Source organism: Salinibacter altiplanensis (assembly GCF_002894645.1).
GTDB classification, from domain to species: Bacteria; Bacteroidota; Rhodothermia; order Rhodothermales; family Salinibacteraceae; genus Salinibacter; species Salinibacter altiplanensis.
In genome coordinates this window covers 159669-185148 of the sequence record NZ_NCQY01000002.1, presented here as the reverse complement: position 1 = coordinate 185148, position 25480 = coordinate 159669, and the positions used below count along the sequence as shown (strand labels likewise).

25 protein-coding genes and 1 tRNA gene are annotated in these 25480 nt (G+C 65.9%); 8 read left to right on the top strand and 18 right to left on the bottom strand.

Going from position 1 to position 25480, the window contains the following annotated elements; all coding sequences use genetic code 11:
* Positions 1–10: 10 nt before the first annotated feature.
* From B7R93_RS00895 to carA, 7 genes are all read right to left on the bottom strand, one after another.
* Positions 11–349, bottom strand: a complete 339-nt coding sequence (locus tag B7R93_RS00895; protein ID WP_103018968.1) for an ATP-dependent Clp protease adaptor ClpS — start codon at positions 347–349, stop codon at positions 11–13.
* Between the two features lie 83 nt (positions 350–432).
* The gene (gene purS, locus B7R93_RS00890; RefSeq protein ID WP_103018967.1) at positions 433–711 is read right to left on the bottom strand and encodes a phosphoribosylformylglycinamidine synthase subunit PurS; all 279 of its coding nucleotides are present in this window, start codon (positions 709–711) and stop codon (positions 433–435) included.
* A 55-nt stretch (positions 712–766) separates the two neighbouring features.
* Entirely contained in the window at positions 767–1642 is an 876-nt protein-coding gene (gene pssA / locus B7R93_RS00885; protein WP_103018966.1) for a CDP-diacylglycerol--serine O-phosphatidyltransferase, read from the bottom strand.
* A gap of 16 nt (positions 1643–1658) precedes the next feature.
* Positions 1659–2396, bottom strand: coding sequence for a phosphatidylserine decarboxylase family protein (locus tag B7R93_RS00880; protein ID WP_198598548.1), 738 nt, complete (start codon positions 2394–2396; stop codon positions 1659–1661).
* Between the two features lie 130 nt (positions 2397–2526).
* Positions 2527–3006 carry a hypothetical protein gene (locus B7R93_RS00875; protein WP_103018964.1) on the bottom strand — a complete coding sequence of 160 codons (480 nt, stop codon included), beginning with the start codon at positions 3004–3006 and terminating at the stop codon, positions 2527–2529.
* A gap of 602 nt (positions 3007–3608) precedes the next feature.
* Positions 3609–6437 (bottom strand): carbamoyl-phosphate synthase large subunit, encoded by a 2829-nt coding sequence (gene carB / locus B7R93_RS00870; protein ID WP_103018963.1) that lies wholly within the window; start codon positions 6435–6437, stop codon positions 3609–3611.
* Positions 6438–6556: 119 nt separating this feature from the next.
* Complete coding sequence (gene carA, locus B7R93_RS00865) at positions 6557–7717, bottom strand: glutamine-hydrolyzing carbamoyl-phosphate synthase small subunit (RefSeq protein ID WP_103018962.1); 1161 nt, start codon at positions 7715–7717, stop codon at positions 6557–6559.
* Positions 7718–8078: 361 nt separating this feature from the next.
* Here carA and B7R93_RS00860 point away from each other — a divergent pair, with 361 nt between their 5' ends.
* Positions 8079–8762, top strand: a complete 684-nt coding sequence (locus B7R93_RS00860) for an energy transducer TonB (RefSeq protein WP_232797877.1) — start codon at positions 8079–8081, stop codon at positions 8760–8762.
* A gap of 13 nt (positions 8763–8775) precedes the next feature.
* Here the strand turns inward: B7R93_RS00860 and B7R93_RS00855 are convergent, their stop codons facing one another.
* The 3 genes from B7R93_RS00855 to folK all read right to left on the bottom strand — a co-directional run bounded on the left by B7R93_RS00855 (position 8776) and on the right by folK (position 10380).
* Positions 8776–9045 carry a hypothetical protein gene (locus B7R93_RS00855; RefSeq protein WP_103018961.1) on the bottom strand — a complete coding sequence of 90 codons (270 nt, stop codon included), beginning with the start codon at positions 9043–9045 and terminating at the stop codon, positions 8776–8778.
* Positions 9046–9090: 45 nt separating this feature from the next.
* A complete protein-coding gene (locus B7R93_RS00850) occupies positions 9091–9744 on the bottom strand; it encodes a deoxynucleoside kinase (RefSeq protein WP_103018960.1) in 654 nt (217 codons plus the stop codon).
* An 87-nt stretch (positions 9745–9831) separates the two neighbouring features.
* Positions 9832–10380 (bottom strand): 2-amino-4-hydroxy-6-hydroxymethyldihydropteridine diphosphokinase, encoded by a 549-nt coding sequence (folK, locus tag B7R93_RS00845; RefSeq protein WP_103018959.1) that lies wholly within the window; start codon positions 10378–10380, stop codon positions 9832–9834.
* Between the two features lie 603 nt (positions 10381–10983).
* Here folK and B7R93_RS00840 point away from each other — a divergent pair.
* The 3 genes from B7R93_RS00840 (at position 10984) to B7R93_RS00830 (ending at position 13158) form a co-directional block, all read left to right on the top strand.
* Complete coding sequence (locus B7R93_RS00840; RefSeq protein WP_103019194.1) at positions 10984–11823, top strand: ParA family protein; 840 nt, start codon at positions 10984–10986, stop codon at positions 11821–11823.
* Positions 11824–11847: 24 nt separating this feature from the next.
* Entirely contained in the window at positions 11848–12318 is a 471-nt protein-coding gene (locus B7R93_RS00835; RefSeq protein WP_103018958.1) for a hypothetical protein, read from the top strand.
* 90 nt (positions 12319–12408) lie between these two features.
* A complete protein-coding gene (locus B7R93_RS00830; RefSeq protein ID WP_103018957.1) occupies positions 12409–13158 on the top strand; it encodes a 3'-5' exonuclease in 750 nt (249 codons plus the stop codon).
* Between the two features lie 47 nt (positions 13159–13205).
* On the opposite strand, the gene B7R93_RS00825 is transcribed toward B7R93_RS00830, so the two are convergent.
* Together B7R93_RS00825 and B7R93_RS00820 are read right to left on the bottom strand one after the other, a co-directional pair.
* Positions 13206–13418 carry a hypothetical protein gene (locus tag B7R93_RS00825; RefSeq protein WP_103018956.1) on the bottom strand — a complete coding sequence of 71 codons (213 nt, stop codon included), beginning with the start codon at positions 13416–13418 and terminating at the stop codon, positions 13206–13208.
* 31 nt (positions 13419–13449) lie between these two features.
* Positions 13450–13522 (bottom strand) — tRNA-Arg (locus tag B7R93_RS00820).
* Between the two features lie 112 nt (positions 13523–13634).
* Here B7R93_RS00820 and B7R93_RS00815 point away from each other — a divergent pair.
* Positions 13635–14633 carry an alpha/beta hydrolase gene (locus tag B7R93_RS00815; protein ID WP_103018955.1) on the top strand — a complete coding sequence of 333 codons (999 nt, stop codon included), beginning with the start codon at positions 13635–13637 and terminating at the stop codon, positions 14631–14633.
* Between the two features lie 252 nt (positions 14634–14885).
* Here B7R93_RS00815 and B7R93_RS00810 read toward each other — a convergent pair whose 3' ends face one another.
* Both B7R93_RS00810 and B7R93_RS00805 read right to left on the bottom strand, forming a co-directional pair.
* Positions 14886–15689 (bottom strand): SDR family oxidoreductase, encoded by an 804-nt coding sequence (locus tag B7R93_RS00810; RefSeq protein ID WP_103018954.1) that lies wholly within the window; start codon positions 15687–15689, stop codon positions 14886–14888.
* 75 nt (positions 15690–15764) lie between these two features.
* Complete coding sequence (locus B7R93_RS00805; RefSeq protein WP_103018953.1) at positions 15765–16541, bottom strand: alpha/beta fold hydrolase; 777 nt, start codon at positions 16539–16541, stop codon at positions 15765–15767.
* 121 nt (positions 16542–16662) lie between these two features.
* Here B7R93_RS00805 and B7R93_RS00800 point away from each other — a divergent pair, with 121 nt between their 5' ends.
* The 3 genes from B7R93_RS00800 (at position 16663) to B7R93_RS00790 (ending at position 20823) form a co-directional block, all read left to right on the top strand.
* Complete coding sequence (locus B7R93_RS00800) at positions 16663–17319, top strand: acyloxyacyl hydrolase (RefSeq protein WP_157942141.1); 657 nt, start codon at positions 16663–16665, stop codon at positions 17317–17319.
* A gap of 61 nt (positions 17320–17380) precedes the next feature.
* Complete coding sequence (locus tag B7R93_RS00795) at positions 17381–19960, top strand: S9 family peptidase (RefSeq protein WP_232797875.1); 2580 nt, start codon at positions 17381–17383, stop codon at positions 19958–19960.
* A gap of 65 nt (positions 19961–20025) precedes the next feature.
* Complete coding sequence (locus tag B7R93_RS00790) at positions 20026–20823, top strand: CPBP family intramembrane glutamic endopeptidase (protein WP_103018950.1); 798 nt, start codon at positions 20026–20028, stop codon at positions 20821–20823.
* Between the two features lie 22 nt (positions 20824–20845).
* Here the strand turns inward: B7R93_RS00790 and B7R93_RS00785 are convergent, their stop codons facing one another.
* The 4 genes from B7R93_RS00785 to B7R93_RS00770 all read right to left on the bottom strand — a co-directional run bounded on the left by B7R93_RS00785 (position 20846) and on the right by B7R93_RS00770 (position 25429).
* The gene (locus B7R93_RS00785) at positions 20846–21913 is read right to left on the bottom strand and encodes a PorV/PorQ family protein (protein ID WP_232797873.1); all 1068 of its coding nucleotides are present in this window, start codon (positions 21911–21913) and stop codon (positions 20846–20848) included.
* Positions 21914–21950: 37 nt separating this feature from the next.
* Entirely contained in the window at positions 21951–23567 is a 1617-nt protein-coding gene (locus tag B7R93_RS00780; RefSeq protein ID WP_232797872.1) for a FlgD immunoglobulin-like domain containing protein, read from the bottom strand.
* Positions 23564–24103, bottom strand: coding sequence for a hypothetical protein (locus B7R93_RS00775; protein ID WP_103018949.1), 540 nt, complete (start codon positions 24101–24103; stop codon positions 23564–23566). The genes B7R93_RS00780 and B7R93_RS00775 overlap by 4 nt, the downstream gene beginning before the upstream one ends.
* Before the next feature lie 84 nt (positions 24104–24187).
* Positions 24188–25429: a site-2 protease family protein gene (locus tag B7R93_RS00770; RefSeq protein WP_103018948.1), complete on the bottom strand. Its 1242-nt coding sequence runs from the start codon at positions 25427–25429 to the stop codon at positions 24188–24190.
* Positions 25430–25480 lie beyond the last annotated feature (51 nt).

Sequence of the window (25480 nt, the reverse complement as noted above, 5' to 3'; positions counted from 1 at the left end):
CGGGGACGATTCACCCCTGAATTTCCGTCACGAGTTGGATCTCCTTCAGCACACTCTGCACCTCAAAGCACTCCTCAAAGGTGCCCTCGTAGACGGTCGCCTTGCCTTCGTTGTGAACCGTCCAGGCCATGTCTTCTGCCTCGCTGCGGCTGCAGCCGGTCGCCTTTACCAGTTGCCCAATGACTTCTTCGAAGGTGTGCACCTCGTCGTTGAAGAGAACGACGAACCAGGGCTCGTCGGTGCCCCTGCTTTCCTCCTCTTGTTCGACCTCTTCCACTTCCGGGGGCGCCGGCTGAACATCCGGCTCGGCCGGTGCGCCAAGCGTGCGTTGCGGGAAACCCTCAGTCATAGCAAACAAACGAATGGCTTTCGTGAACGGATCGTCGCAGGCAAGCACATCGAACCACCAATGAAGTGAGGACGGCTGCGTTGTCAAGCCGTTCCCTGTTTCGCCGCCTCACGGGGCACGGATTCGATTTGAACGTCAAAGTTTTCGGTCACGGGGTTCGCAAGCAGCTCTTCGCAGGTCTCGGTGGCCACCCTCCGGGCTTCTGCTTCGCTTTCGGCATCGATCCACACTTCGGCCTGCTTGCCCATGCGGACCTGATCCACCTCGTCGTACCCGAGGTTCGTCAGGGCGTGCTGAAGGGTCTTGCCCTCGGGATCGAGGATGGAGGGTCGGAGGGTGATCGCGATCGTGGCTTTGTACATGAGAGGAGGTGGGTACGGAAAGCGACACAGGATGACGAAGCGACCGGCAGGACCCTCAAGAACCCAGTGGCCCGTCCGGCACCGGGGCAAGGAGCACCCGGGCAAGCTTGTAGATGGACCGTCCCATGCCGTGCAACAAGTACACTGCCAGGACAATCAAAAGCCCCCGTTCCTGGAGGCCCACAATGAGCAGTCCCGCAAGCCCGTACGCGGACATCTTCCGAGGGTGCCTGCGCAGGGCCTTCAGGGAAGGCATCGGAATCGCGTCAAACCGGATGCTCGACACCATCAGCCCGGACAGAACAACGACGACCGGCAGCACGACACGGAGGCTGTCGAGGGCGAACCGACCGTCCCAGGTCGAGTTCTCGGCGGCCAGAACGAGCGCCACCACGGCAATGGCCTGCCCCGGAATGGGGAGTCCCTCAAAGCCCTCCTTATCGCTCTCGTCGGCGGTCATGTTGTAGCGGGCCAGTCGCACCGCCCCGCAGAGCGCGGGCAGGGCCGCGACGATCACTCCGAGTGGATTGAAGGCGTCCAGCACGTAGCCGTACAGCAGAAAGGACGGCGCTACCCCGAACGAGACCATGTCGCTAAGGGAATCGAGCTGAACGCCGAAGGAGCTATCGGCCCCCGTGAGGCGTGCCATCATGCCGTCGAGCAGATCGAAAAAGCCGGCCAGCACGATGAGCCAGCAGGCCATGACGAACGAGGTGTTCGCCACCTGCGTGAGGGCCAAGAACCCACACAGCAGGTTCATCAGCGTGAAAAAGGACGGCACGGCCACCCGTGGGGGCGGCCGGTCGCCCCGCTGCTCGCGACGGGCGCTCCGGTAGGCGCGGAGCCGGCGCCGGACGCTCGCCGGGCGGGCGGAGCGGTCGTCTGTCCGTGCCGGACGGCCCGCACGATCGGCCCCAAAAAGGTCGATCATTCCACTCAGTCAGCAATCAGGAAGCAGACGAACGGCGGACGGGCGAGGCGGTAGATGCGGATGGTGCCCCAGGAGGCCGCGCACGGTCGGCGCCAGGCGTTCGGATGTGGCCCAAGACCGTCGTGCCCGCCCGCACCGCCTGGCCCTCCTTCACACAAAGCTCTACCGACGACGGCACGAGCAGGTCCATCCGGGACCCAAACTTGACGATGCCGAAGCGCTGCCCGGTCTCTACAGTATCCCCCTCTTGGAGATCGTACTCGATCCGACGGGCCACGGCCCCGGCGATTTGCTTGAACAAGAGCTTCGTGCCACTGGGGTGCCGCAGCCCAAACTCGGACCGCTCATTCTTCTCACTGGCCTTCGGGTGCCAGGCCACGAGGTAGTCCCCAGGACGGTACGTCGCGTGTTCGATGACGCCCCGTGCCGGCACCCGGTTTACGTGCACGTCCAGCGGCGAGAGAAAGATGGAAATCCGCCGGGCTGGGCCGTCGAGGTACAGGGGGGCGTCCTCATTCACAATCTCCACGACCCGGCCGTCGGCGGGGGCCACGATGCCGGCCTCCAGCGCGTCTGACGGCGGAGTGCGCTCTGGATCTCGGAAGAAGTACAGGGTAAACGCCAGCCCGCCGGCCGCAAGGACGAGCATCGGTCCCCGCCAGAGCCACGACTCTACCCAGAACGCCCCCACGGCCAGCACGAGCGCCAGGCCCGCCGCAACGGCAATAATCGTATATCCTTCGCGTGCGACCACGACCGGAAGAACTTGGGGGACTGAGTCACTGAATGCGGAAGCGGTGCGTTCCGCCAACGGTTCGCTGTACCTTCGGGGCACAGAGAAGTTCATCCGTCTCCATGAACGTTGTCCGGAAACGACTGTCGCCCTAAAGGCGGGCCGTGACGAGAGGGACACGCGCCCCCACGGGCAGGTCACGGTGCGGGGTGGGACGGATTGTGATGTCTGGGACCCCGACAGACCATCTTCCGTCTCGGAAAGACAGGGCACCGTGCTCGTCTCGAGCAGAGAGCGTGGCCCCGAGGGCAGCCCCGACCGCCGCTCCCATCCCCGCCCCTACACCTGCCCCCACCTGTTGTGCCTGCGGCCCACCGCCCACGAGGGCCGTTCCCCCGATGCCGACCAAGGCTCCCATTCCACCAACGATCAGCTCTCCGAGCCCCGCGGCGAGGAGGGCCTCGCCCGGAAGCCCATCGTCGGCAAGCCCGGCCCCAATCACAGCCCCAATCGGCGCACTTCCCACAATCAGCAGCAACGCGGCGCCCTGAACCCGCCGCTCTTCGGTGTCTCCGTACTGCGTTCGGTCGTGACGGTCGGCGAGATCGGTGTCCGACAGCAGCGCAAGCATCCCAACGCTGACCGAAATTCCCACCGCACCGCCCAGGAGGGCGTATCGGAACCGGGGGAGAGACTCGGGGGCGCCCGGCGGGGAGGCGGGGGCCAGTCCTCGCAGGGGCGAGCGCCCAGACGAGCTCTCTCTCACGAAAGGCCTCCCCGCACGCGGTCCCCAGGGCCCATCTGTGGCTATGGCACGGCGGGCGAGCTCGCTCACGGACGGGACGGCACGAGGCAGCGGGGCGTGTACTGCCTGCCCCGACACCGGAACGGCCCCCCACGCCCAGGCAATGAGCAACAGGAGATACGGACGCGTTATGGACGTGGGCACTCTCCCCCAGCGCTTTTGGCGACGGGGCCGACGGACAAGGAAAAGAACCATTTTCTGCAGGGCTCAAAGATCCAAAAACCATGGGATCTTTTGGGCCGCAGGTCCCCCTCCGTGGGTAACAGAAGCCCGACGTCACCGACCGTTCGGAAGGGGGGCCTCGATAGGTCCCGATCCGGACAAGAAGACGTTCGTCGAGGGCACCGCTTCGCTCCGCGAATTCCCAAACGGCCTTCCACGTTCATCCGCAGTGCCAGCACGAATGTGGGTGCCTACAATGTGGGTGCCTACCGGGACAGGTACAGGTCCTTCATTTCGTAGGGCTGCTCGAACTGGTCGGCGTCCAACGACTCCACGAACGCAATCGACTCGCCGGTCGACTTCATCTCGGGCCCCAGCTCCTTGGGCACCTCTGGGAACTTGTCCCAGGAGAAGACCGGCTCCTTGATCGCGTAGTCCTCCAGGTCCGACTCCAGATCGCCGCGCCTGCGGAAGGTCTCCAGCTTTTCGCCCAGCATCACCTTGGTAGCGATGGCGGGAATCGGAATGTCGGCCGCCTTGGCGATGAAGGGAATCGTGCGGGAGGCACGGGGGTTGGCTTCGATGACGTACACCGTTCCGTCTTTGACGATAAGCTGTACATTCACGAGGCCAAGGACATCCAGTTCGAACGCGAGGGCACGCACGTAGTCCCGGATTGTCTCGAGCACCTCATCGGACAGGCTAAACGGCGGCAGGACGGCGGTCGAGTCGCCGGAGTGAACCCCTGCCGGCTCGATGTGCTGCATCATGCCCGCGATCCACACCTCGTCCCCATCGCAGATCGCGTCCACATCCAGCTCCACCGCGTCTTCCAGGAAACGGTCGAGCAGGATTTCATTGTCGGGGTACATGTCCAGCACATTCTGAACGTACTCGGCCACCTCGTCCTCATTGATCGCGATGCGCATGCCCTCACCGCCGAGCACGTAGCTGGGCCGGATGAGCGTGGGATAGCCGAGCCGGTCGGCGGTCTCGAGGGCCTCGTCGACCGAGTGGGCCACGCCGTAGGGCGGAAACGGGATCTCCAGCTTTTGGAGAATGTCCGTAAACTTGCCGCGGTCTTCCACGAGGTCCATTTTCGAATATGAGGTTCCAAAAATTTGGAAGCCATCCTCCTCGAACCGCTCGCCCAGCTTGATCGCCGTCTGCCCGCCGAGCTGCAGGATGACGCCCTCCGGCTGCTCCAAGTCGATCACGTCCTGCACCCGCTCCCAGAACACGGGCTCGAAGTAGAGCTTGTCCGCCACGTCGAAGTCCGTGGACACCGTCTCGGGGTTGCAGTTCAGCATGAGCGCCTCGTAGCCCATCTCCTGCGCGGCCTTCACCCCGTGGACGCAGCAGTAGTCGAACTCGATGCCCTGCCCGATGCGGTTCGGGCCGGAGCCCAGGATGAGCACCTTCGGCTTGTCGGTAACCTCGCTTTCGTTGACGGTCTCGTAGCTGGAGTAGTAGTAGGGCGTCTCGGCCGGAAACTCGCCGGCACAGGTGTCGACGAGCTGGTAGGCCGGGGTCACGTCCTCTTCCGTCCGGTGGGCACGCACCTCGCGGTCGGACACATCCTCGGGGACGAGAAAGGCAATCTGCTCATCGGAGAAGCCCGCGCGCTTGGCCTCCCGGAGAAAGCGGGTGTCCATCTCGCGGAGGGGCGTGGAGCGGATCTCGTCCTCCAGCGCCACGAGGTCCTGAATTTGGTAGAGGAACCACTTGTCGATCTGGGTGATGTCGTACACCTCTTCTACGCTCGCCCCGTAGCGAAAGGCATGACGGACGTGCAGCAGGTTGTCCCAGTGCGGACTCTTCAGCCGCTCACGAACGGTCTCGCGGGCGGCGTCCGGGCGGTCGGCGCCAAGCCCCGCGTACCCAATCTCGAGACTCTGCCAGGCCTTCTGCAGACTCTCGTTGAACGTGCGCCCAATCGACATCACCTCGCCGACGGCCTTCATTTGGGTGGTCAGCTCTTCGTCTACCCCTTCGAACTTGTCGAAGTTGAAGCGCGGGACCTTGGTGACGACGTAGTCGAGCGACGGCTCGAAGCAGGCGCTCGTGTCGCCGGTCACCTCGTTGGGCAGTTCGTCGAGCGTGTAGCCGATCGCCAGCTTCGAGGCCACCTTCGCAATGGGATAGCCGGTGGCCTTCGAGGCGAGGGCGGAGGAGCGGCTCACCCGCGGGTTGATCTCGATGACGATCATGCGCCCAGTGCCCGGCTCGAAGGCGAACTGGATGTTGCAGCCCCCCGCGAAGGTGCCGATCGAGTTCATCGCCTTGATCGCCGCGTCCCGCATCCGCTGGAACTGCTTGTCGGTGAGCGTCTGCTGCGGCGCGACGGTCACCGAGTCGCCGGTGTGCACGCCCATCGGCGTTACGTTCTCGATGGAGGCGATGATGATGACGTTGTCGTTGGGGTCGCGCAGCAGCTCCAACTCGTACTCCTTCCACCCGAAGAGGCACTCGTCGATCAGCACCTGGTGGGCCGGGGAGAGCTCCAGGCCGCGGGTCACCATCTCCTCGAACTCCTCCTCCTTCCAGACGATGCCCCCGCCCGCTCCCCCAAGCGTGTACGACGGGCGGATGACGACCGGTAGCCCCCCAAGCTCCTGGGTGATTTCTTTGGCCTCCAGCAGGCTCTTGGCCGTGTCACTGCGCGACTGATCGAGCCCGATGTCATCCATCAGCGTCCGGAACTTCTGGCGGTCCTCCGTAATCTGGACCGTGTCGATGTCGACGCCGATTACCTCGATGTCCTGCTCGTCCCAAAATCCATTTTTCTTCAGGTCCTGTGCCACGTTGAGCCCAGTCTGCCCCCCCATCGTGGGGAGCACCGCGTCCGGCGCCTCCTCGCGGGCAATCTGCGCGATGGACGACGGCGTGAGCGGCCGGAGATACACCTTGTCGGCCATCAGCGGGTCGGTCATAATGGTGGCCGGGTTGGAATTCACCAGAACCACCCGGTAGCCCTCGTCCATCAGGGCCCGGGCCGACTGGCTGCCGCTGTAGTCAAACTCGCAGGCCTGCCCGATCACAATCGGGCCGGACCCAATGAGTAGAATGGTCTCGATATCGGTGCGCTTGGGCATTGGGGACGTGCGTGGTGCGTGATACGTGATGGGGAGTAACATCGGGGCCCTTTCAGCCCCCGACGGATCTCAGGCCTCTGTCTTTGCCGTGCCGCCGTTGCCAACCAACCGTTCCTCGCTCACGTCGTCGCGACCGCGGGCTCGGTCGCTTTCTCCGGCAGCGTCACGTCTCGCGTCTCGGCCACCAGCTCCATGAACCGGTTGAAGTGGTAATGGCTGTCGTGCGGGCCGGGGGAGGCCTCCGGGTGGTACTGCAAGGACATGCCGGCAAACGTCTTGAACTCAAGCCCCTCGACCGTGTCGTCGTTCAGGTTGACGTGCGTCACGCGGGCGACCTCCGGCGCAATCGACTCGGGGTCGACCGCAAAGCCGTGGTTTTGCGTTGTCACTTCCACCCGTTCGGTATCCAGGTTCTTAACCGGGTGGTTCGCCCCGCGGTGGCCCACGTGCATCTTGTAGACCTCAATGCCTTCCGCCAGTGACATCAGCTGGTGGCCGAGGCAGATTCCAAAGAGGGGTAGCCCCGTGTCGATGGCCTCGCTCACGGTTTCGATGGCGTCGTCCATCGGGCGCGGATCGCCCGGGCCATTCGAGAAAAAGATCCCGTCGGGGGTCCAGGCGAGCACGTCACTCAGGTCCGTGTCGCCCGGCACCACCTTCACCGTACAGCCGCGCCGGCGGAACGAGCGCAAGATGTTCTGCTTCACCCCGAAGTCGTACACCGCGATGCGCGGCCCAGTGCCCTCGCAGAAGACATGGGGGCCCTCAGTGCTTACCTCCGAGGCCAGCTCACGCCCCGCCATGCTGGGCCAGTCTTTCGCTTTTTGCCTGAGCGCCTCCGTCTCCAGGTTCTCGGACGAGATGACGGCGTTCATGACGCCCTCGTCCCGCACGTGCCGCACGAGGGCCCGGGTGTCGACCCCCGCGATGCCCACGAGGCCGTGGCGCCGCATGAACGCCTCGAGGGGCTCATCGGCCTGGGTGTTGGAGTGCCGAGGGGAGTCGCGGACGATAAAGCCCGCCACCATCGGCGCGTCGGCCTCCATGTCTTCGGCCGAGGCGCCATAGTTGCCGATGTGGGGCTGGGTCATCATCATGAGTTGACCGTAGTACGACGGATCCGTCATGATCTCCTGGTACCCCGTCATGCTCGTATTGAAGCACAGCTCCCCGCCGGTGAGCCCCCGCTGTCCGAGCGCAACGCCGCAGACGACAGTGCCGTCGGACAGAACAAGTTTGGCCGGGTCATGGGCGGTGGAGGACGACGAAGTGTGGGACATGGTATGGGTAGAGGATCGGTGACGGACGGCGGCGCCTGAGGCCATAAAAAAACCTCCCCAAATGGGGAGGACAGAAGGTCTAATCCAATGAGGCCAGTGCCGGTGAGCAAGGCTCGGGGTCGGGGGGAATGTCAGGGAGCATGACACCCAGTGTTGATTGAGGACCGTAAATTCTGCCGATCAAAGTACAAGCTGCCCGAAAAGTTTCGCAACCAGCGTTCTTGATCAAAGTCTCGTTTCGGAAGCCCTCAATGTTTCGCGTGTGTCGACACTGGGGAATGGTGGCGTCTACTGCCTAGAAACAGATGTTCGCCCCCGTTTTTAAAGATACGGTGCCGAAGCCTCACATCCCATCCGTCCGATGCGTCGTTCTACCTTCTCCACGTCCGATCAGGCGTACCGGCGACGCCTTCTCGGGGCGCTGGCGGTCGTGCTGGCGCTCGGCGTTGCACTCGTACGCTGGTGGCCTGCTCCCGCCCCACAGGCTCCAGAGGGCCCATTCGGGAAGCGGGGCCCGGACCGCATCCAGATCAATGAGGTGCAGCCGACGGCCCAGTCTCGAGAGCAGACGCCGCCCCCGCCGGCCCCGGTGCCTCCGAACGTCGTTCCCAACAATGTTGTGATCGAAGAAGAGCTTGAGTTTGGCACGTCCGCCCTGGCCGTCGACGCCCCCGAGGACGACGACCAATTGCGGGAGGGCACGACCGACACGCCCCGCGCGGCCCGCACGCCCGACACCAACGCTCGCCTGTTCCGGGCCGTGCAGCCTAACTATCCGGCCGCCGCCCGTGAGGAGAGCATACAGGCCCGAATCCGCGTCGCCGTGCAGGTATCGGAGGCGGGACGGGTCACAGAGGCGACCGTCCTCAAACGCTGGCGGCTTGCGGAGGAGGGACGTGTCCACGCCGTCGCACAGTTGGACCATGGCCTAGAGGCGGCGGCCCTGGTCGCGGCCCAACGGTCCCGCTTCCGTCCCGCCCAGCAGAACGGCCAGCCGGTTTCAAGCCAGACGACCCTCACCTTCGAGTTCGGCACGCCCGAGTGACGTCGACCGGGCGTCAGCGAGACGCGTCGGGGGAGCCGGCCTCTCCGTTGAGGTCCTGCCAGCGCGCGTCCTCAACGTCCTCGCCCCAGAACGTCGGCCCGTCACGCGCCGTCCCCGTCCGCTGCCGGGGCGAGGGGCCCTCCCACTTCGTCTGCCGGGGCGAGGACTCGTGCACCGGTCCTGCCTGCGAAGACGTGCCCTGCTCGCCCCCCATCAGGCGGACGAGGTTCCCGGACGTCCGCAGAATAAAGTACAGAATGATGCCGAGAGCGAGATACTCCATCGTGCGCGTCGTCGAAAGGCCGTGCTGTCGGAACGAGCCGGGCCACTACGACGGGTGGACGTAGCGGGTGCGCTCGTCGGACGGGGCGACAATGTGCTGCACCAGTGCCCGAAAATCCGCCGGACGCTCCACAAAGTCCATCTCCGCAACATTCACCACGAGGAGCGGGGTGCGCCCGTACTGCCGAAAGTACTGGTCGTAGGCCGCGTGGAGGTCCGCAATGTAGTCCGGGTCCATGTCACGCTCATAGGGCCGGTCACGCTTCTCAATGTTTTGCAGAAGCCGCTCGGGAGAGGAGCGCAGGTACACCACGAGATCGGGCGACGGGATGGTCGGCTCCATGAGACGGAAGAGCGACTCGTAGAGCTGCAGCTCATCGCCGCCCAGCGTCTGGCGGGCGAAGATGCGGTCCTTGTCGAACGTGTAGTCGCTGACCGCGAAATCGCGGAAGAGGTCACGTTCGGACAGCTCCTTCTGCTGCCGAAACCGACTTGCCAGGAAGGCGAGCTGCGTCTGGAAGGCCCACCGCTCCCGATCCTCGTAGAAGCGCTCTAGAAACGGGTTTTCCTCAAACCGCTCAAGCACCGGGTCGGCCTCGAAGCGGTCAGTCAGAAGTTCGGTGAGGGCGGTGGTGCCGGCCCCGATTGCCCCTTCGATGGCCACGTAGTCGAGAGCATCCGGCGGGGTCATCGAGGGCATTGGGCGCAGCGAGTTCAAGAAGAATGTCGTACGGCAGGTTCGACCGGGCCCGCCGGCGCGGAGCGTCTGCCCCCGGAGGACCGCAACTCACACGCTGGGAGCTCCGGAGGAAAATGTCCCTTCCCCGGGCGTGTGCTCGGTCCGTCGAATGGCGGCCGGGTCCGTACACCGGTCGAGCAGCGACTGAACAGATCGGTCAAACGGCGGTGGAACGACGAAGTTTGGCGCGAGATCGGTCCACGGCCGGAGCACGAACCGGCGATCCGCGAGGCGGGGATGGGGGAGCGTGAGGGTCTCGGTGTCTCGCGTGAGGGCCCCCACCGCCAGCAGGTCGACGTCCAGCGGGCGTGGCCCCCACCGCTGTTCGGTGGCCCGAGCGCGTCCCTCTGCCCGCTCTACCACGTGTGCGGTCCGGAGGAGAACGTCCGGGGTGGCCTCGGCGGCCAAGCGAAGCACAGCGTTCAAGAATGGGGGCTGGGTTTCGTCCGGCGAGGGCGTGTGGGCCTCGGTCTCGTACACGGGCGAAACGCCCGTCACGCGAAGGCCATCGCGCTGGTGCAGGCGCTCGGCGGCCCCGTGTAGATGCTTCAGGCGATCCCCTTTGTTGGACCCGAGCCCCAGGTACGCAGAAGGCATTGTGCGGCAGGGTTGCGGAAAGAGACAGGGTGCGAAGCTGCTTGGCGGACTGTCTGATGGTTTTCTCGGAGGAACCTCGGGCGCTCCACTTCCGGCACTGTGGGGTCGCAGATTTTGGCCAAAATGGGCTCTGTACCCCTCCGGCAGGGCCGCCATGGGAAGCACTCGGGCCCCTTCGTGCCGGTCGCCCACGGTGTCTCGGTGTGGGATTAATCTTCGAACAACACATTGAGTTGTAAACGTCGTGCCCCACGATGGTCCGCCCGGCCCCCACATTTTTGCCCACTGCGCCACGGGGTGAATTCGCCTCGTGCCGACTCGGGGACCGTGCCCCCTCTCCCTACTTCCTGTGTACCTCGTCCGTGCGCAGCACCGAAGGGTCGGACAAGACCTGTGCGGGCCATCGCTACGCCCAACGTCTCGGAGTCCGGACCGGACACCTCCAGTGACGTACATATACACCCATCGACACGGGTACTTTTTCCCATTTCTTCCGCCCATCCCCCCGCGGTGTCGCGTTCTCCCTGCTCCGGAACGCTCTTTGTGGCCTTCCAAAGTGTTCGCTGCCACAGTTCTCGTTCTTCGCCGATGCCCCACAGTGCCATGTACACCATTGCCGTCATCAATCAGAAAGGCGGAGTCGGGAAGACCGTTACGAGTGTCAATCTGGCCACGGCCCTCAAGCACAAGGGCCACGACCCCTTGGTCATTGACTACGACCCCCAAATGAACGCCACCGACTGGCTCATGGGGCGGGAGGCGACCGAAGACGACGCTACCATTTTCGACTCCCTCGCCACCTGGGACGGGGACGAATCCGACGACTGGGCGTTCGCCAACGTGCTCCGGTCCTCTTCGTCCGTGGGGGTCGACTTCATTCCCTCCGACCGGCGCATGGCGGCGGCAAGCTTCGACTCGGTAATCGGGCGGAGCCCCATCTTTCCCCAACAATTCCGGTGTCGCGTGCAGGAATTTCGGACGGCCGAGGTGCAGCGCAATTCCAGCTCCTCGATGCAACACGACTACTGCCTGGTGGACTGCCCGCCGTCGCTCGGCCGCAGCATCGCGACGGCCCTGGCCGGGGCCGACGGCATCATCGTTCCCATCCACGCCGACCGGTTCAGCATGCGGGGCGTCAGCCAGCTTCAGAACACCATCAAGCAGATCCGAAAGGTACACAACGACAGCCTCCGGATCTTGGGCCTTTTGCCCAACGACCTTGATCTGCGCTCCGGCCTCGTAAGCGACATGCAAGAGAAGTTCGAGGAGGTCTACTCCGACGTTCTCTTTGAGACCGCCATTCCGTGGCGCTCCAAGGTCAACGAGGTGGCCACCCACGGCACGAATATCATGGAGTACGAAGGCGCCTCCGACGCAGCCTCTTACTACCTCGCCCTCGCCGACGAAGTCGTGGAACGCTCCCGCGTTGCGACTGCCGCGTGATTTCTGCCTGATTCCGACGTTCCCATGAGCAAGTCGTCCTCCCCCAACTCGTTCAACGGCGACGGCACTGTCCCGGGCTGGATGAAAGCGGTGGACCGGGACATGGTGTACAGCGCCTCTCCCACCGATGCCACCGAACAGGCGACGACGCCTCCTCCCCCCTCCCCCGGGCGTGAAGAAGCCCTGTCCCGCGGGTCCGCCGCCCCCACGGAGGCGTCGTCCCTGGACCAGAAGCTCGCCCTTTCCATGGCAGATCCGTCGGAACTTCCCGAACCGAATCCCGCCCTACAACCCGTCCCCGCGGGGTCTGTGCGGGCAGACCTCTTTCGCCAGCTCGAGAAGGCTGTGTCGGTTCTCGGTTCCCGGTACACAGCGACCGTGTCGAAGAGCCTCCTCCTGGAATTTGCGCTCCAGCGGACGCTTCTGGAGCTGCGCACGCAGGACAACGAAAGCGCGCTCGTGCAGTGGCTCGACTCGGTGCTCCCCCAGCACTAACCTTCCCCGGTCAAGGGAACGGCGATCTTTCGTCCGAGTCGTGCATATGAGGACGTGTGTGCCGCTCGTTCCATCCGTGACTGTCTTCTCGTGCTCCACCTCGAACGCCCCCTCGTCTTTTTCGATCTCGAAGCCACCGGCACGGACCCTCAAACGGCCCGCATCATCCAGATTGGGATGCAACGCTTCGTGCCGAGCGACGAGGGAGCTGCGCTGGGCGAGACCCTCGACGTGCTCGTCGACCCGCAAGAGGAAATCCCGACCGCCGTCACCGACCTGACAGGCCTTGCGCCCGACGCTGTCCGGCAGGCGCCCCCATTGCCGGACCACCTCGACCGCCTTGCCCGACTGCTCGCCGACGCGGACCTAGCCGGCTATAACGCCCTCGCATACGACGTTCCCCTTCTCCAGGCTGAATTTGAACGGCACGGCCGGACGCTTCCGGGCCCCGACGACCGCGTCGTCCTCGACCCGTACCGCCTGGAGCAGATCCTGCGCCCGCGCACCCTGTCGGCGCTCTACGAGCGGTACACCGACCGCACACTCGACGAGGCCCACGACGCCCTCCGAGACGTGGAGGCGACCGGGATGGTTCTGCAGCGACAACTCGCCGAGCACGACATCGACGGCACGCCGGCCGGCCTCGCCCAACGAATTCGGGGCGACTATCTCGACGACCAGCGCCGCCTCAAGCAGGACGGGGACGCGGTGGTGGTGTGCTTTGGCAAGCACGACGGGAAGACCCTCCGCGAAATCCAGGCCGAACACGCCGACTACTTCGAGTGGATGTACGAGACGATCGATGACCTCCGTCCCCACATCGACGATGCCCTGGAGTGATCTCTGCCCCTTCCGCAAAAGGAGGCGCCTCTCGGGGCCAGTCGCCCTCACAGGGCCAGGACAAACTGGAGGAGAAAGTGGACCGCGAGAATCACAGCGAGGGCGCTCCCCAGCATGGGCCAGAACCCATGTTCGTCTTTCGATTGGAGGGCAGGAGGCGTCCCCGACGACTTCTGGTGCACATGACAGTAGTCGCTGCCGTCCATCGCGTCGTTGCTGCAGGACGATCCGTCCTGGTTCGTGGCTGTACAGGTGCCCATGCTCCCGCGAGTGGATGACTGAAGAATACAGTACCCCTGCCCGGACTTGAACCAGGACTTGCGGCTTAGGAGGCCACCGCTCTCTCCAGTTGAGCTACAGGGGCATGTGGGCTCCGATTGTCGGAATAGAACTGGGACGATGGGAGCGGATTCGTCCCAAACGCCGATGGCGGCACGGCGTTCGGACGCATCGTCTCTTTCCTCTCTTTTCTCTCGATGACTGATTCCTCCTCGTCTCTCGGTCGCACTATCCTTCCCGCCGGTGCAGCCCTGATGGGGACCTACGCTGGACTCACCGCTGCCCGGTGGGCCTACCGACGCACCCTGCCGTCCCCCCTGTCTCTTCCTCCGGCGCTCGACCTGGAGCCACGCCCGGTCGAGGGCCCGGACGGCCGTGCGCAGTGCTACGTTCGCCCCGGCACCGGCCCGCCGGTCGTACTGCTCCACAGCTTCAACGCCGTCGCCTCAAGCCGCGAGATGCAGCCCATTGCCGAGCATCTCATAACGAGCACCACCCGGCCGGTGTACGCGCTCGACTGGCTCGGCTTCGGGCGGTCGGATCGGGGCTCGCGGACCTACTCCCCAGCGCTGTACAAACGACAGCTCTACCAGGTCCTCAACGACGTGCTCGACGCGCCGGCCGATGTCATCGCGCTGTCACTGGGGGGCGAGTACGCTGCCCGGGTGGCCCTGCAGGCTGCCCCCCTCGTGCGCCGACTTGTGCTCGTTTCCCCGACCGGCCTCGCCCCGACTCAGGGCCCCTCCACGCCCGGCCGTCTGGGGCTTGCGCTGGCCGACCGCACCGGCACATTCGAACTGCTCTACCACCGCCTCACCCGGCGGGCATCGCTCCGCGACTACTACGCCCGACAGGTCTTTCTGGCCCCCGACGCCATTCCCGACGCGCTGCTTGACTACGCCGCGCAGACGGCCCAGGTCCGTGGGGCTCACCGGGCCCCCCTCCGATTCGTGGACGGCACGCTCTCGATTGCGGACGTCGCGGACGACGTCTATGCTCGTCTGTACCGCCCTACCCTTCTCCTTACCCCGTCCAATCCCGGCCCCACCGTGCAGTCGTTTGAGCAGCTCTCCACGACCCTTTCCTCGAACACCCGCGACCTGTCCCACGAGACCCTTCCCGGAGGGCTGCTTCCGCATTGGGAAGCTCCGGGGCCTTTTTTCGACACCGTAGATGCCTTCCTTGATCTTCAGTGAGCCCCTTGAACAGACGCTTTTCGGATGCTTCTTTGGGAAAACCGTAAGTCGCGTCGAATCACGACGGTTCATCGAAAGTTGGCGGAGCAAAAAAGTCCGTGCACGCTTACGATGTAGTGATTTATCACAGGATGGTGACAACAAGTCGTCTCCCATTCTTCCCTTTTGCCCTGGGCCGCGCCCTCCCCTCCCCGCCCCGCGGTCCAGGGCTTTTTTATGTTCTGTCGGGTCGGGCTTGGGGCGCACCGCCCTTCACAGGAGGTGCTTGCTGCGTCCCCCATCGACGGGAAACGCCACGCCGGTCACGTAGCCGGCACGCGCACTGGCAAGGAAGGCCACCGTCGCGGCAAACTCGTCCGGCTCCCCGATGCGTGGAAGCGCGTTGTCGTCCGCCCAGCCCGCCTCGATCTCCGTCCGCGACTGGCCCGTGCGCTCCTGGATCTCATCGGCCAGGTCTTCGAGCCGCTGCGTGCGGGTGTAGCCCGGGAGCACGGTGTTGACCGTAATGCCGGTGGGCCCCAGGTCATCGGCCAGGCTCTTGGCGTAGCCCTGCACGCCGGCCCGGGCCGTGTTGGACAGCGCAAGGGTGGGGATGGGCTGCTTCGACGACACGCTCGTCACCATGATGATGCGGGCGTGGTCGTCCTCCGCCGCGGCTGTGCGAAGGTGCGGAAGGGCGGCGTCGCAGAGCGAGATGGTGCTCATCAGATTGAGCTCCACCGCGTCGCGGTAGTCAGACAGGTTCAGCTCCGTGGCCGCACCGGAGGGAGGGCCGCCGGCGTTGGTTACGAGCACATGAAGGTCGCCAAACGCGCTGGTGGTCTGCGCGATGGCACTCTCGACCTGCTCCGCATCGGTCACGTCGCAGACCAGGGGCAGCACGTCGGCGTTCGTATCGTCACGAATGGCCTCCGCCGCCGCCCGAATGCGGTCCCCGCTCCGCGAGCACACAGCAACATTGCATCCTTCCCCGGCAAGTTCGTGGGCGGTCGCCCGCCCCAGTCCTTTGCTGGCGCCGGCCACAAAGGCGGTACGGTTCGAAAGTCCTAGGTCCATAAGTACACGTAGGGGGTTGTGCAAGAGCGATGCACCCGCAATCTACGAACTGGCGCCCCCCATGTCGACCCCTGCTCACGGTGTCTTTGCAGAGAGGAAGTCCGTCACCACCGCGGCCAGGGCATCGGGGGCGTCGGCGTGGACCCAGTGCCCCGCCCCGTCGATGGTCACGAGCTCGGCGTTGGGAAAGCGCGCCCGAATGCCCTCCCGGTCCTCGTCGGTCACGTAGTCCGAGGCGCCGCCCCGGACGAAGAGGGCCGGCCCCTCAAAGGGAGACGTTGTCGGCAGGGCCGCCGTAATGTCGTCGTAGTGCGCACGAATGGCGTCCAAGTTCATCCGCCAGGCATAGGTTTCGCCATCGTAGTCCAGGTTTTTGAGCAGAAACTGGCGGATGGGCCAGGACGACACGTCCTCGGCCAGCGCCTCATCGATCGCGTCTCGGCTCTCATACCCTTCGGGATCGATCCGGGCCAGGGCATCCAGAAGCTCCGTGTGGTGGGGCGGGTACGCCCTCGGGGCCATGTCCACGACAATGAGGCGGTCGACCCGGTCGGGGTACTCGAGCGCCGTCTGCATGGCGGTCTTTCCGCCCATTGAGTGCCCCAGCACGGCGGCCGGGCCCAGATCGTGGTGATCGGTAAACCGGCGCAGGTCCGCCGCGAGGGTCGAGTAGTCCATCCTGTCGGCGTGGGGCGACCGTCCGTGGTTGCGCTGGTCTACCGCGTACACACGAGCCGCGTCTTGGAACGCCGTCCGGCTGAGGGTGTGCCAGTTGCCGTGTGCGCCCAGGAGCCCGTGGAGAATGATGAGCGGGGACCCGGAGTCGCCGTACTGGTTGTAGAAGAGCTCCATCTGAGATGAGGTGCGTATGAGAAAGAATCCTTCGCACGGCCACGGGGACCCGGGCCGTGTGTTGCCAAAATGACTGCGGCCCCGCCCCTGCGCATTGTCACGGACGAACCTGCCCTCGATTTTGCACGCTCGCCTCGCTGCCGTCACCGTGCTCGTCAGCCTAAGTGTCGTTGCACCCTGTGTGGGCCAGCCGACGGACAGTTCCGCCCCGGGACCCGCTCCTGCTACAAATGCCGTCGGCGCGTGGGTCGGCGGCTCGTTCGCAACCGGGCGCCTCATCGGAAACATCCAGGGGGCCCACCTGGGACTACTCGGGCTGCGCTACCATCGCCTTCTCGTGCCGTCTTCCCCCTCCCCAACGCCCGACGGCCCGACCCTTACATACACGGCGGACCTGCTTCCCGTTCTCTTCCTGTCCGTCCCGTCCAGCGCTCCCCGAAGCCTTTCGTCCGACGGCTTCCCGTCCGAACGGACCACCGTCGGCGTTGGGGTGCGCCCCGCGGGCCTGCGACTCACCTATCGAGTTGGCAGGCGCGTACAACCATTCATCGCGGGAAGTACGGGCCTGGCGTTCTTCGATCGCTCCGTTCCGAATGCACTGGGGCGGTCGCTGAACTTTACGTTCGATGTGGGGGCGGGCGTCCGCGTGGTCTTGACCCCCACTCTGCTCCTCTCTCTTGGCTACCGCTACCACCACCTCTCAAATGGCTTTCGTGGACAGATTAACCCCGGCGTTGATGCAAATCTTCTACAACTCGGCGTCACCGTCTCCCCCTAGCGTCGGACGAGCGCACCTCTCTGTCCTCCTGATTGGCCTCTTCACCGGCCTCGCTCTCCCCATGCCGGCCCCTGCACAAATCCCCTCGGGGACGGAGCGGGCCATTCAGGCCCAGGACCTCTACCAAATGCAGGAGGTGACGGAGGTCGCCCTGTCCCCCCGCGGCCGCTCCGTCGCCTACACGGTGCGTCACCTCGCGTCCACCGGGTCCGCCGCGCCGCGTACGCAGCTGTACGTTGCCCGAACGAGTGGACGAGACGCCCCACGCCTGTTGTCGCAGGCCAGCACGGTCCGGGCGCCCGCGTGGCACCCCGAGGGGACGCATCTCGCCTTCGTCCGTCCCGTCAACGGCACACCGCAGGTGTTCGTCGTTCCCCTCGATCGGAGCGTTCCCTATCAGCTGACCGACACCCCGCACGGGGCCGGGACACCGCAGTGGGGCCCCGAGGGGAACCGCCTGCTCTTCGCGAGCCACGTCCCCGAATCGACGGTCCAGCACAAAACAGGGCGTCCCCCGCCCACTGAACGCCCCGGGCGGGCGGCGCTGGACACCGTTCGTGCCCCCGCTCCCGACACCCTCCTCGTCCTCCGACACACCCACACGCTCGATCCCCTCGACACCCTCGCCGTGGACGCAGAGGGTCGGCTCCGCACGCCCACAGATTCGACCGACACCCTGCGGACCCCGCAGCTTTCCTCCGTTCCGGACACCCTTGCGGCCCCAGCCGTGGATCGCCTCGCAGCGCTCTCTTCCGATAGCCTGCGCGCCACGTTGGACCGGTTCGGACTCCGCCCCGACACGACGACGGTCGCCGTTCGCCCCGATACCGCCGCCGCTCCGGACGGCAACCTCGCGCAGGTCCGACGGTGGATGCACCAGAATCGCCGTTCCGGCACAGCCCTCGTCTCTTCTCGCCTCGAGATACACGGAGAGCGGCAACTCCAGCCCACCCCGACCTACCGGCATCACTATGTCGTGGACGTTCCCGCCGGCCTCCGCTCCGGCCGGCCGGCGCGCCCCGTTCCCCAACCGGTCACGGGCGGCTATCGCTCGTACGGGCAGGCCGACTGGCTGCCCGGGGGCGGGCAGGTCGTCGTGAGCGGCATGCCCGCCACGGATCGCCCGCCCGACCGCGTCCGCCGGCGCAACCTGTATGTGGCCGACCTCGACCGAGACCGGCCCCGGCGCCTGCTTCGCCTTGAGCAATACGCCCTCAGCGCCCCCTCCGTCACAACCGACGGCAACACGGTCGCCTTCCAACTCAAGCCCCTGTCTGCCCTCAGCGACGCGCCCACCGAGGTCGGGCTCTTTGCCCTGAACGGCCGGTCCCAGCCCCGCATAGTCACGAGTGCCCTCGACCGTGACATTGCATCGATCGAGTGGGGACCCGACGGCTGGTACCTGTACGCGACGGCCCCCTCAGAGGGCGGACGTCCCCTCTTCCGCTTCTCCCCCTTCGCCCAAGACACGACCGACGAAGATCCGCGGGCCCAACGCCCAAGTATGTCCGCCGATCGGCCCACGTCGCGCGACACCTTCACGGTTGACTCCACGATGGTCCGTCCCGCCGAGGCCAACCAAATGACGACGGCTGCGCGGGCCGTGCATGCATTCGACGTCACCGACGCCACGGCCGTTTACACCTCGACGGACCCTACCACGCCCTCCGCCCTCTACGCCAACACCGTCAGCTTCAACGACGAACGCCCCCTCGCGAGGCCCAATGCCGACTGGCTGGCCCAACGACAGGTCGCGACCCCCGAGCGCATCACCGCGTCACACGACAGCCTCACCGTCACGGGATGGGTCACACGTCCGGGTGCCGCTGCCGATTCGACCCGACATCCTTTGCTCGTGCAGGCCCGGGGGGGACCGCTGACATTGAGCGCCCCGTACACGCCAGAGACCTGGTTTGAACGGCAGTACCTCGCGGGCCGAGGGCTGGGACTCGCCGAGGTGTTTCCGCAGGGATCGGCCGGCTTCGGAACGGCCTTCCGCCACGCGAACGACCAAAACTGGGGCCCCGGCCCGGCCCAGGACGTGCTTGCCCTGACCGACTCCGTCGCGGCACGGTCCTGGATTGATTCCACCCAGGTGGCCCTCGCCGGCACCGGCTACGGGGGCACCCTCACCGCCTGGCTCCTCGGTCAGACCGACCGGTTCACGGCCGGCGTTGCCCTGAATGGCGTGTACGACCTTCCCGCGCTGCTGGACGGCGGCCGTGCCTGGCGTCTCGTGTCGCAGGAGTTTGGCGAATTCCCCAAGGAGGACGTCCCGCCGGATTCGCTCGCTGATTCCGTGTCTGCCCCCGACGCGTCCCCCCCCGACTCGACGGCCCCGAGGTCCTGGACCCCGCTTCATCGCAGCTCCCCACTCGCATACGCCCACCTGATCCGCACGCCGCTCTTGCTGATGCAGGGCGGCGCCGACCGGCGCGTTGGGCCGTCTCAGGGCGAGCGCCTCTACAAACGCCTGAAGATCCTGGATCGACCCGTCGAGTACGTGCGGTACCCCGGGGTGGGCCATGACGTGTCCGACTCGGCCTCTTCGCGTCAGCGCTTGGACCGCCTCGTGCGGACCTACGAGTTCCTCGCGCGGTTTCTGGACGTTCCTGCATCCCCGCCCGCCAACCGCCCTTGAGGGCACCCCTCCCATTGCCGGGGACTGTCCTTCTCCGATCTCATGATCGCTGACTCTCGTTTCCCATGTTGCGCGCCCTATCTGCCCGCGTCCGCCGTGAGTGGAATCGCCTCTACCGGGCGGCCGCCTCCCTCGACGGGCAGACGACCTTCGTCCTTACGGCCGCGGCGGGGCTCGTCGTCCTCCAGTTCGTTCTGGGCAACCGCGGGCTCTTTCGCACCCATCTCGCCTCGTTCCTTCCCCCGGACTGGCAAGAGCTCGCGGGTTGGGGCTGGTGGTTCGGGATGCAGGGACTGCTCGGCTTCGTGGTGCCGGCGGTCGCCCTCCGCGCCTTCTTCGCAACCGACCGTGCCGAAATGGGCCTGGGCCTCGGCAACTGGCGCGTCGCGAGTGTCGTGGCGGCCCTCTACCTGCCGGTGGTGGCGGTGGGCACCTGGGTCCTCTCCGACGGAACGGCCTTTCAGGAGCAATACCCACACCACCAACCGGCAACCCGGGACTGGGGCGTCTTCCTGATCTACGAGGCCTTGTTCTTGTTTTACTGGATCGGCTGGGAGTACCTGTGGCGCGGGTTTGTGCTCTTCGGCACCGCACCGGCCTTCGGGCTGTCGGCCATCTTCGTGCAGGCGCTCCCCTTCGCCGCCCTCCATGTTGCGAAGCCGTGGCCGGAGGCATTGCTCTCCATCGTGGGCGGCATCGCACTGGGGGCCCTCGTCTGGCGCTGCCGGTCCTTCTGGATCGCCGTTCCCATCCACGCCGCACAGATGATGCTGCTCGACCTGTGGTGCACCCTGCGGGCCCGGACGGGGGTATCGGGGGTGGGGCCTGACGCTGTGGTCGACCTCCTGTCCCGACTCGGGTGAGTAGTGCCCCCTCCTTTCCTCCTCACAGGAAGAGCTCCACCGTTCCCGTATTCACGACGGATCGGACGTAGGGCTCAAGTGTGGCCGCGTAGCTGACGCGGAGGTCCAGGTCCCCGATGGACTGGCGCACGCCAAACCCGACGCTGGGACGAAGCCCGCTCACGTCGTCCACCCCGAGGCGGTCGATCCCTCCCCGAATTCGAAGGACCTCAAGGGGACGGTAGGACGCCCCCACCCGCCCCCGCAGGTCGTGCAGCAGAAACGACTCGGTGCGGGTCCGTGCCTGCGGGCCGCCGGAGGTCACGAGCGTCTGCCGGCCGCGTCGATTCCGCGTGGTGTACCGGGACTCCACCTCCGCCAGAAGTTGGAGACGCTCGTTGAGGAGCGCATAGCTGCCCCCCACCTGCACACGCACCGGAAACCGATCCGTGTGGCTTCCGCCTCCCACCGGGGCGGCGTCCCATTCGTAGCGCGCCAGCAGGTCTTTCACGGCGGCGGCCACGGAGAGCCGGTCGGTCGCCTGCACACGCACCCCCAGGTCGACGCCGAGGCCCCGGACGGGGTCGACCTCGGGCAACAGGTCGGACTGGTACAGCGTGAGGGTCGTGCCCACCGCAAGCCACTCTGCGAAGCGGTTGCCAAACGCAAGCGAGAGCGCAAACTCGTCGGTCGACAGCGTCTCGGTACGAACGCCGTCCGCGTTGCGGCCGTCGATGTCATTGACGCCGGCGTGGGTGAGGCTCAGCCCAATCCCCGCAGTGGGGCCGAGGGGAGCCGCGAACTCAAGGAACTGCAATTCGCGATCGAATGACAGCAGTGCGGCGGACGCGGAGACCCGTTGGCCGGAGGCCGACGGGAGGAGGGCAGGGTTGTAGTGAGGACTCACGTCCGCCGACGGGTCGGCCACGAGCGCATTGCCCAGTGCCATGCCCCGCGCCCCAAACCCGAGTCGTGAAAACGCTCCTGTTCCGGCGTCCTGGCCGTTTGCCGGGGCCGTCCCCCCCGCCACGAGCCCGATCCCAAGCAGAAGGCTCAGGACCACCCGCCGCTCCGAGCCACCAAACAGCGATGTGAGGAGCCAACTGTGCATGGACGAACGAAGACGTGAAAGAGGAGCGACGGAGCGTTCAGTTTGCTAGCAGAATTTTGCCCCGTACCGTTGTGCCGCCCACCTCCACCGTGTACAGGTAGGTGCCGGTGGGCAGGCGGAGGCCCGAAGCATCGGTCCCGTCCCAGACGATTTCTTGCTGGCCGGCCGGCTCTTGCTCTTTGAGCGTGCGCACACGGTTCATTCCGAAGTCGTAGATCGAAACTTTTACCGTTTGCGGCTGCGGGACGTCGTACACGATCCGCACCGCGTCGTCGCGCGACGGGGCAAAGGGATTTGGATAGGCGTACGTCTCCACGTCGGGCACCTGCTCGGTCGGCGCGTCGGGGCTGACGGGCACCTCGGTCCGGAACAGCTGCCACTCGGGCGGGGGCGCCTCCCGCCCCTCGGCGAGCAGCCGCGGCTCGTCGGCCCGATTGAGGCGCAGCAGCCCCTCTGTGGTGCCGACCCAGAGGGCCGTGGGGGTGACCTCTACCGCTCGCGCCGTTATCGTGCCTGGGAAGGCCTGATCCGCCTCCGCAAGCACCACCTCCTCCACGGTGCGCCACGTCTCCCCCTGCGTGCCGGAGACGAAAAGCCCGTCTTCCGTGGCGGCGTAGACGCGCGTCCGCCGGGCCGCCACGTCATTCACCTGCGCCCCGATGAGGGGCTGTCGAAAGGTCTCGCCCCCATCCGGCGTTACCGCAAGCCCACTGCGCTGGAGCACGCTCCCGCCATCGGCCCGCAGGGTGGCGACCCAGACGGGATTGCGTGCATTGGGCCGGGGCTGCTCGGTGAGCCCAAACACCACCTGTCCCGGCAAACTGTTCGGCGTTCCGTCCGGCCGAAAAAGGCGCCAGGCCCGGTCCCCTGAGGGGGCAACCTCGTCCGGCCTGGAGCGGTTGAGCCCAGCGGCGGTGCCGGCCCAAACCGTCCCCGTCTCGTCGACCAACACGCTTAGGGCCCGGTGGTTTTGGGAGCCGCGCCCGTCGTCGAGGGGCGGAGCGACGAGAAAGTCGGTGGGCGTAGACGGATCGATCCGGGTGCTCGTGTCCGGCGGCAACACGCTTCGCGTCCAGGTCGAGTTTTGCGCCGTCCAGCGCCGGAGGCCGCTGCGCCCCCCGGCAGCCCACACCGTATCGGCCTGGGGCTCAATCGCAAGATCCCGAGGTGGACTGCCCGCCTCCTGCGTAATCGGCACCGCCGGGAGCGTCGAGGTTCCGTAGGTCACCGTTGAGTCCGACGGGTCATCGAGCGGGGCCGGACGCTCGGTGAACGACGCTCCGCCGTTGGTCGAGACCAAAAACCCACCGGCCCCAGTGGTGTTGCCTCCCGCATCGAACGCAAGCCCCGCCCAGAGGGCCGGCGCCCCGCGCCGCTTCCCCCCAGCGGCTAGCGAGAGCACAACATTGCTCCCCTCCTCAAGTCGACGCTGCACCACCGGGTCGTCCGGCGCAAACAGGCGCTCGTCTTCTTCCGTGTACACCGTGAGCAGGGGCCCTGCCCAGAGCGAATCGCCCGCCGACGCCAACTCTTGGACCGTGTTGCTCGCCAGGCCCATCGTCGGTTGCAACTCCTGCAGGCGCGGCGAGTCTTGGCCCCACGCCGGCGCGGCTCCCAGCCCCACCACACAAAGCCAGATGAGAATGCGTTTCACGAGTCGTCTGGGCGGCCGTTTACCTGCATGCGAAGAGCGTCAGCATCCCCCGTGGCCCCCGACGCATCCGTCGGCACAAACCGAAATTGCCCCGTCACCTGGTTGCTCGACAAGCTGTCGTCGTCCACGGCGAAGACGCGAATCGTGTAGATCTCATCAGAGAGCGGAAGCGACAGCCCCAGGCGCGCCCCGTAACGCATTTCGTTGCTCGACGGAGGAAGGGATCCAGAGAACGTACCCCGCGGGTTGGACGACGGTTCGACGACGAACACGACCCGCTCGACGGTCCCGTCCGGGTCTTCCGCGCGCGCCGACACATCGACCGCCACCTGGGCCAGCGCATCCACGATCTGTTCGTCGTCCAACTCCGACTCGTGCACGCTGTCCGGAGTCACCTGAAGGTCCGCGACCGACGGCCCTCGCTGAGTACGCTCCGGGGCCGGCACCGTGTCGCACCCGCCCCACAAAGCAAGCCCGCCCCCAATTAGCACAGCCCCCAGCAGGCGTCCCCAGATGGACAAAAATGGGCCCGGCATGGAGAACACCGTTTAGTCAAACAAAGTGTCGGTCTCGATCCCTTGCTCCAGAATCTGTGCCTTCCTCCGCTTCACCCCAAAACGTCAGAGTGTGCTCAGCGGCTGCAGGCTAAAGCAGAGAATAAAAATGGCGATGGCCAGGTACCCCAGGATCCGCCGGCCGGGCGTCAGTCGCTGCGGCTGCAGAACCGGGGGGTGCTCCACCCGGACAAGGAAGATAATGAGAAGACTCCAGACGAGCCAACCGGTCCATCCGAGGCCCGTCCACCCGAGCGCCATGGCCGCACTCACCCCCGCCAGAAGCCCCCCCAGTCCTCCCCAGGTGCGCCGGTCGGTTCCCCCAAAGATTTTGTACAGGTAGCCGTAATAGATCGCCGCGAGGATGATCCACGACGCTCTCCCCAACCATGGGCTTGCGTTCTGAAGCGACTGCCGCATCCCGTCCATGAATCCAATGCCCCCCGAGAACAACAGCACGAAGACGAAGGCCTGCGCGAAGCGACGGTGCCATTTGTCGCCCAGCAGGGCGTATAGCACATGGCCGCCATCGAGCTGTCCCACCGGAAGCAGATTGAGCGCCGTAAAGAACAGCCCGAGCCACCCGGCGAAGAGCACCGGATAGTGGTACATTTCGTACATTGGCGGGACGTTCGCGAAGACCTGGGACAAGGCCCAGTAGAGCGGCGTGTATCCGACCATCAGGACCGGCATTCCGTTGTCTCCGGCCGGGGGCGTGTCCGGAAACGTTCCGTGCTGTCGGATGTGCGCCTTCAGCGCCTCGTGTCCCGGCAGGTCGAGCAGGTACTCGGGGGGCGGGAGTGTGGCAAAGCCATAGATCAGGGCTCCGAGCGCGACCACAAAACCCGCCAGCGGCCCGGCCACGCCAATGTCGAAGAGCGAGCGCGTGCTCGGGATGCGCTGCCGAATGCTGATGACGGCCCCGAAGTTGCCGATGCCGTTGAACGGAAACGGGATGTAGTAGGGCAGCGACGTGCGCACGTCGTGGTACCGCGCCGCGAAGTAATGCCCAAACTCGTGCACCGTGAGGAAGCCGACGAGCGGGATCGCGTAGCGCAGCCCGTCGACGAGCCAGGCCTGATTGAGGGTCAGGACGAAGAGGGAGATTGTCTGGTCGTGCGCCTCGTAGTGGAGCAGGCGGTTGGCCCACCACGAGGCCCCCACGTACACCGTGGACGCCAGCGTGAGTACGAAGAGGAGGAGGTGCAGCCAGTAGCGGTCGGCCGTCGATTGGGACGCGGCCGCCGTCGAGGCCGAGTCAGTATTTACCTCGATTCGGACGTCACCGGAGGGCTGGTTCGGTTCCACGAGCGTAGACGTGCGTCAGTGACAATCGTGATCGCGCCCCGGTGCCGCTCG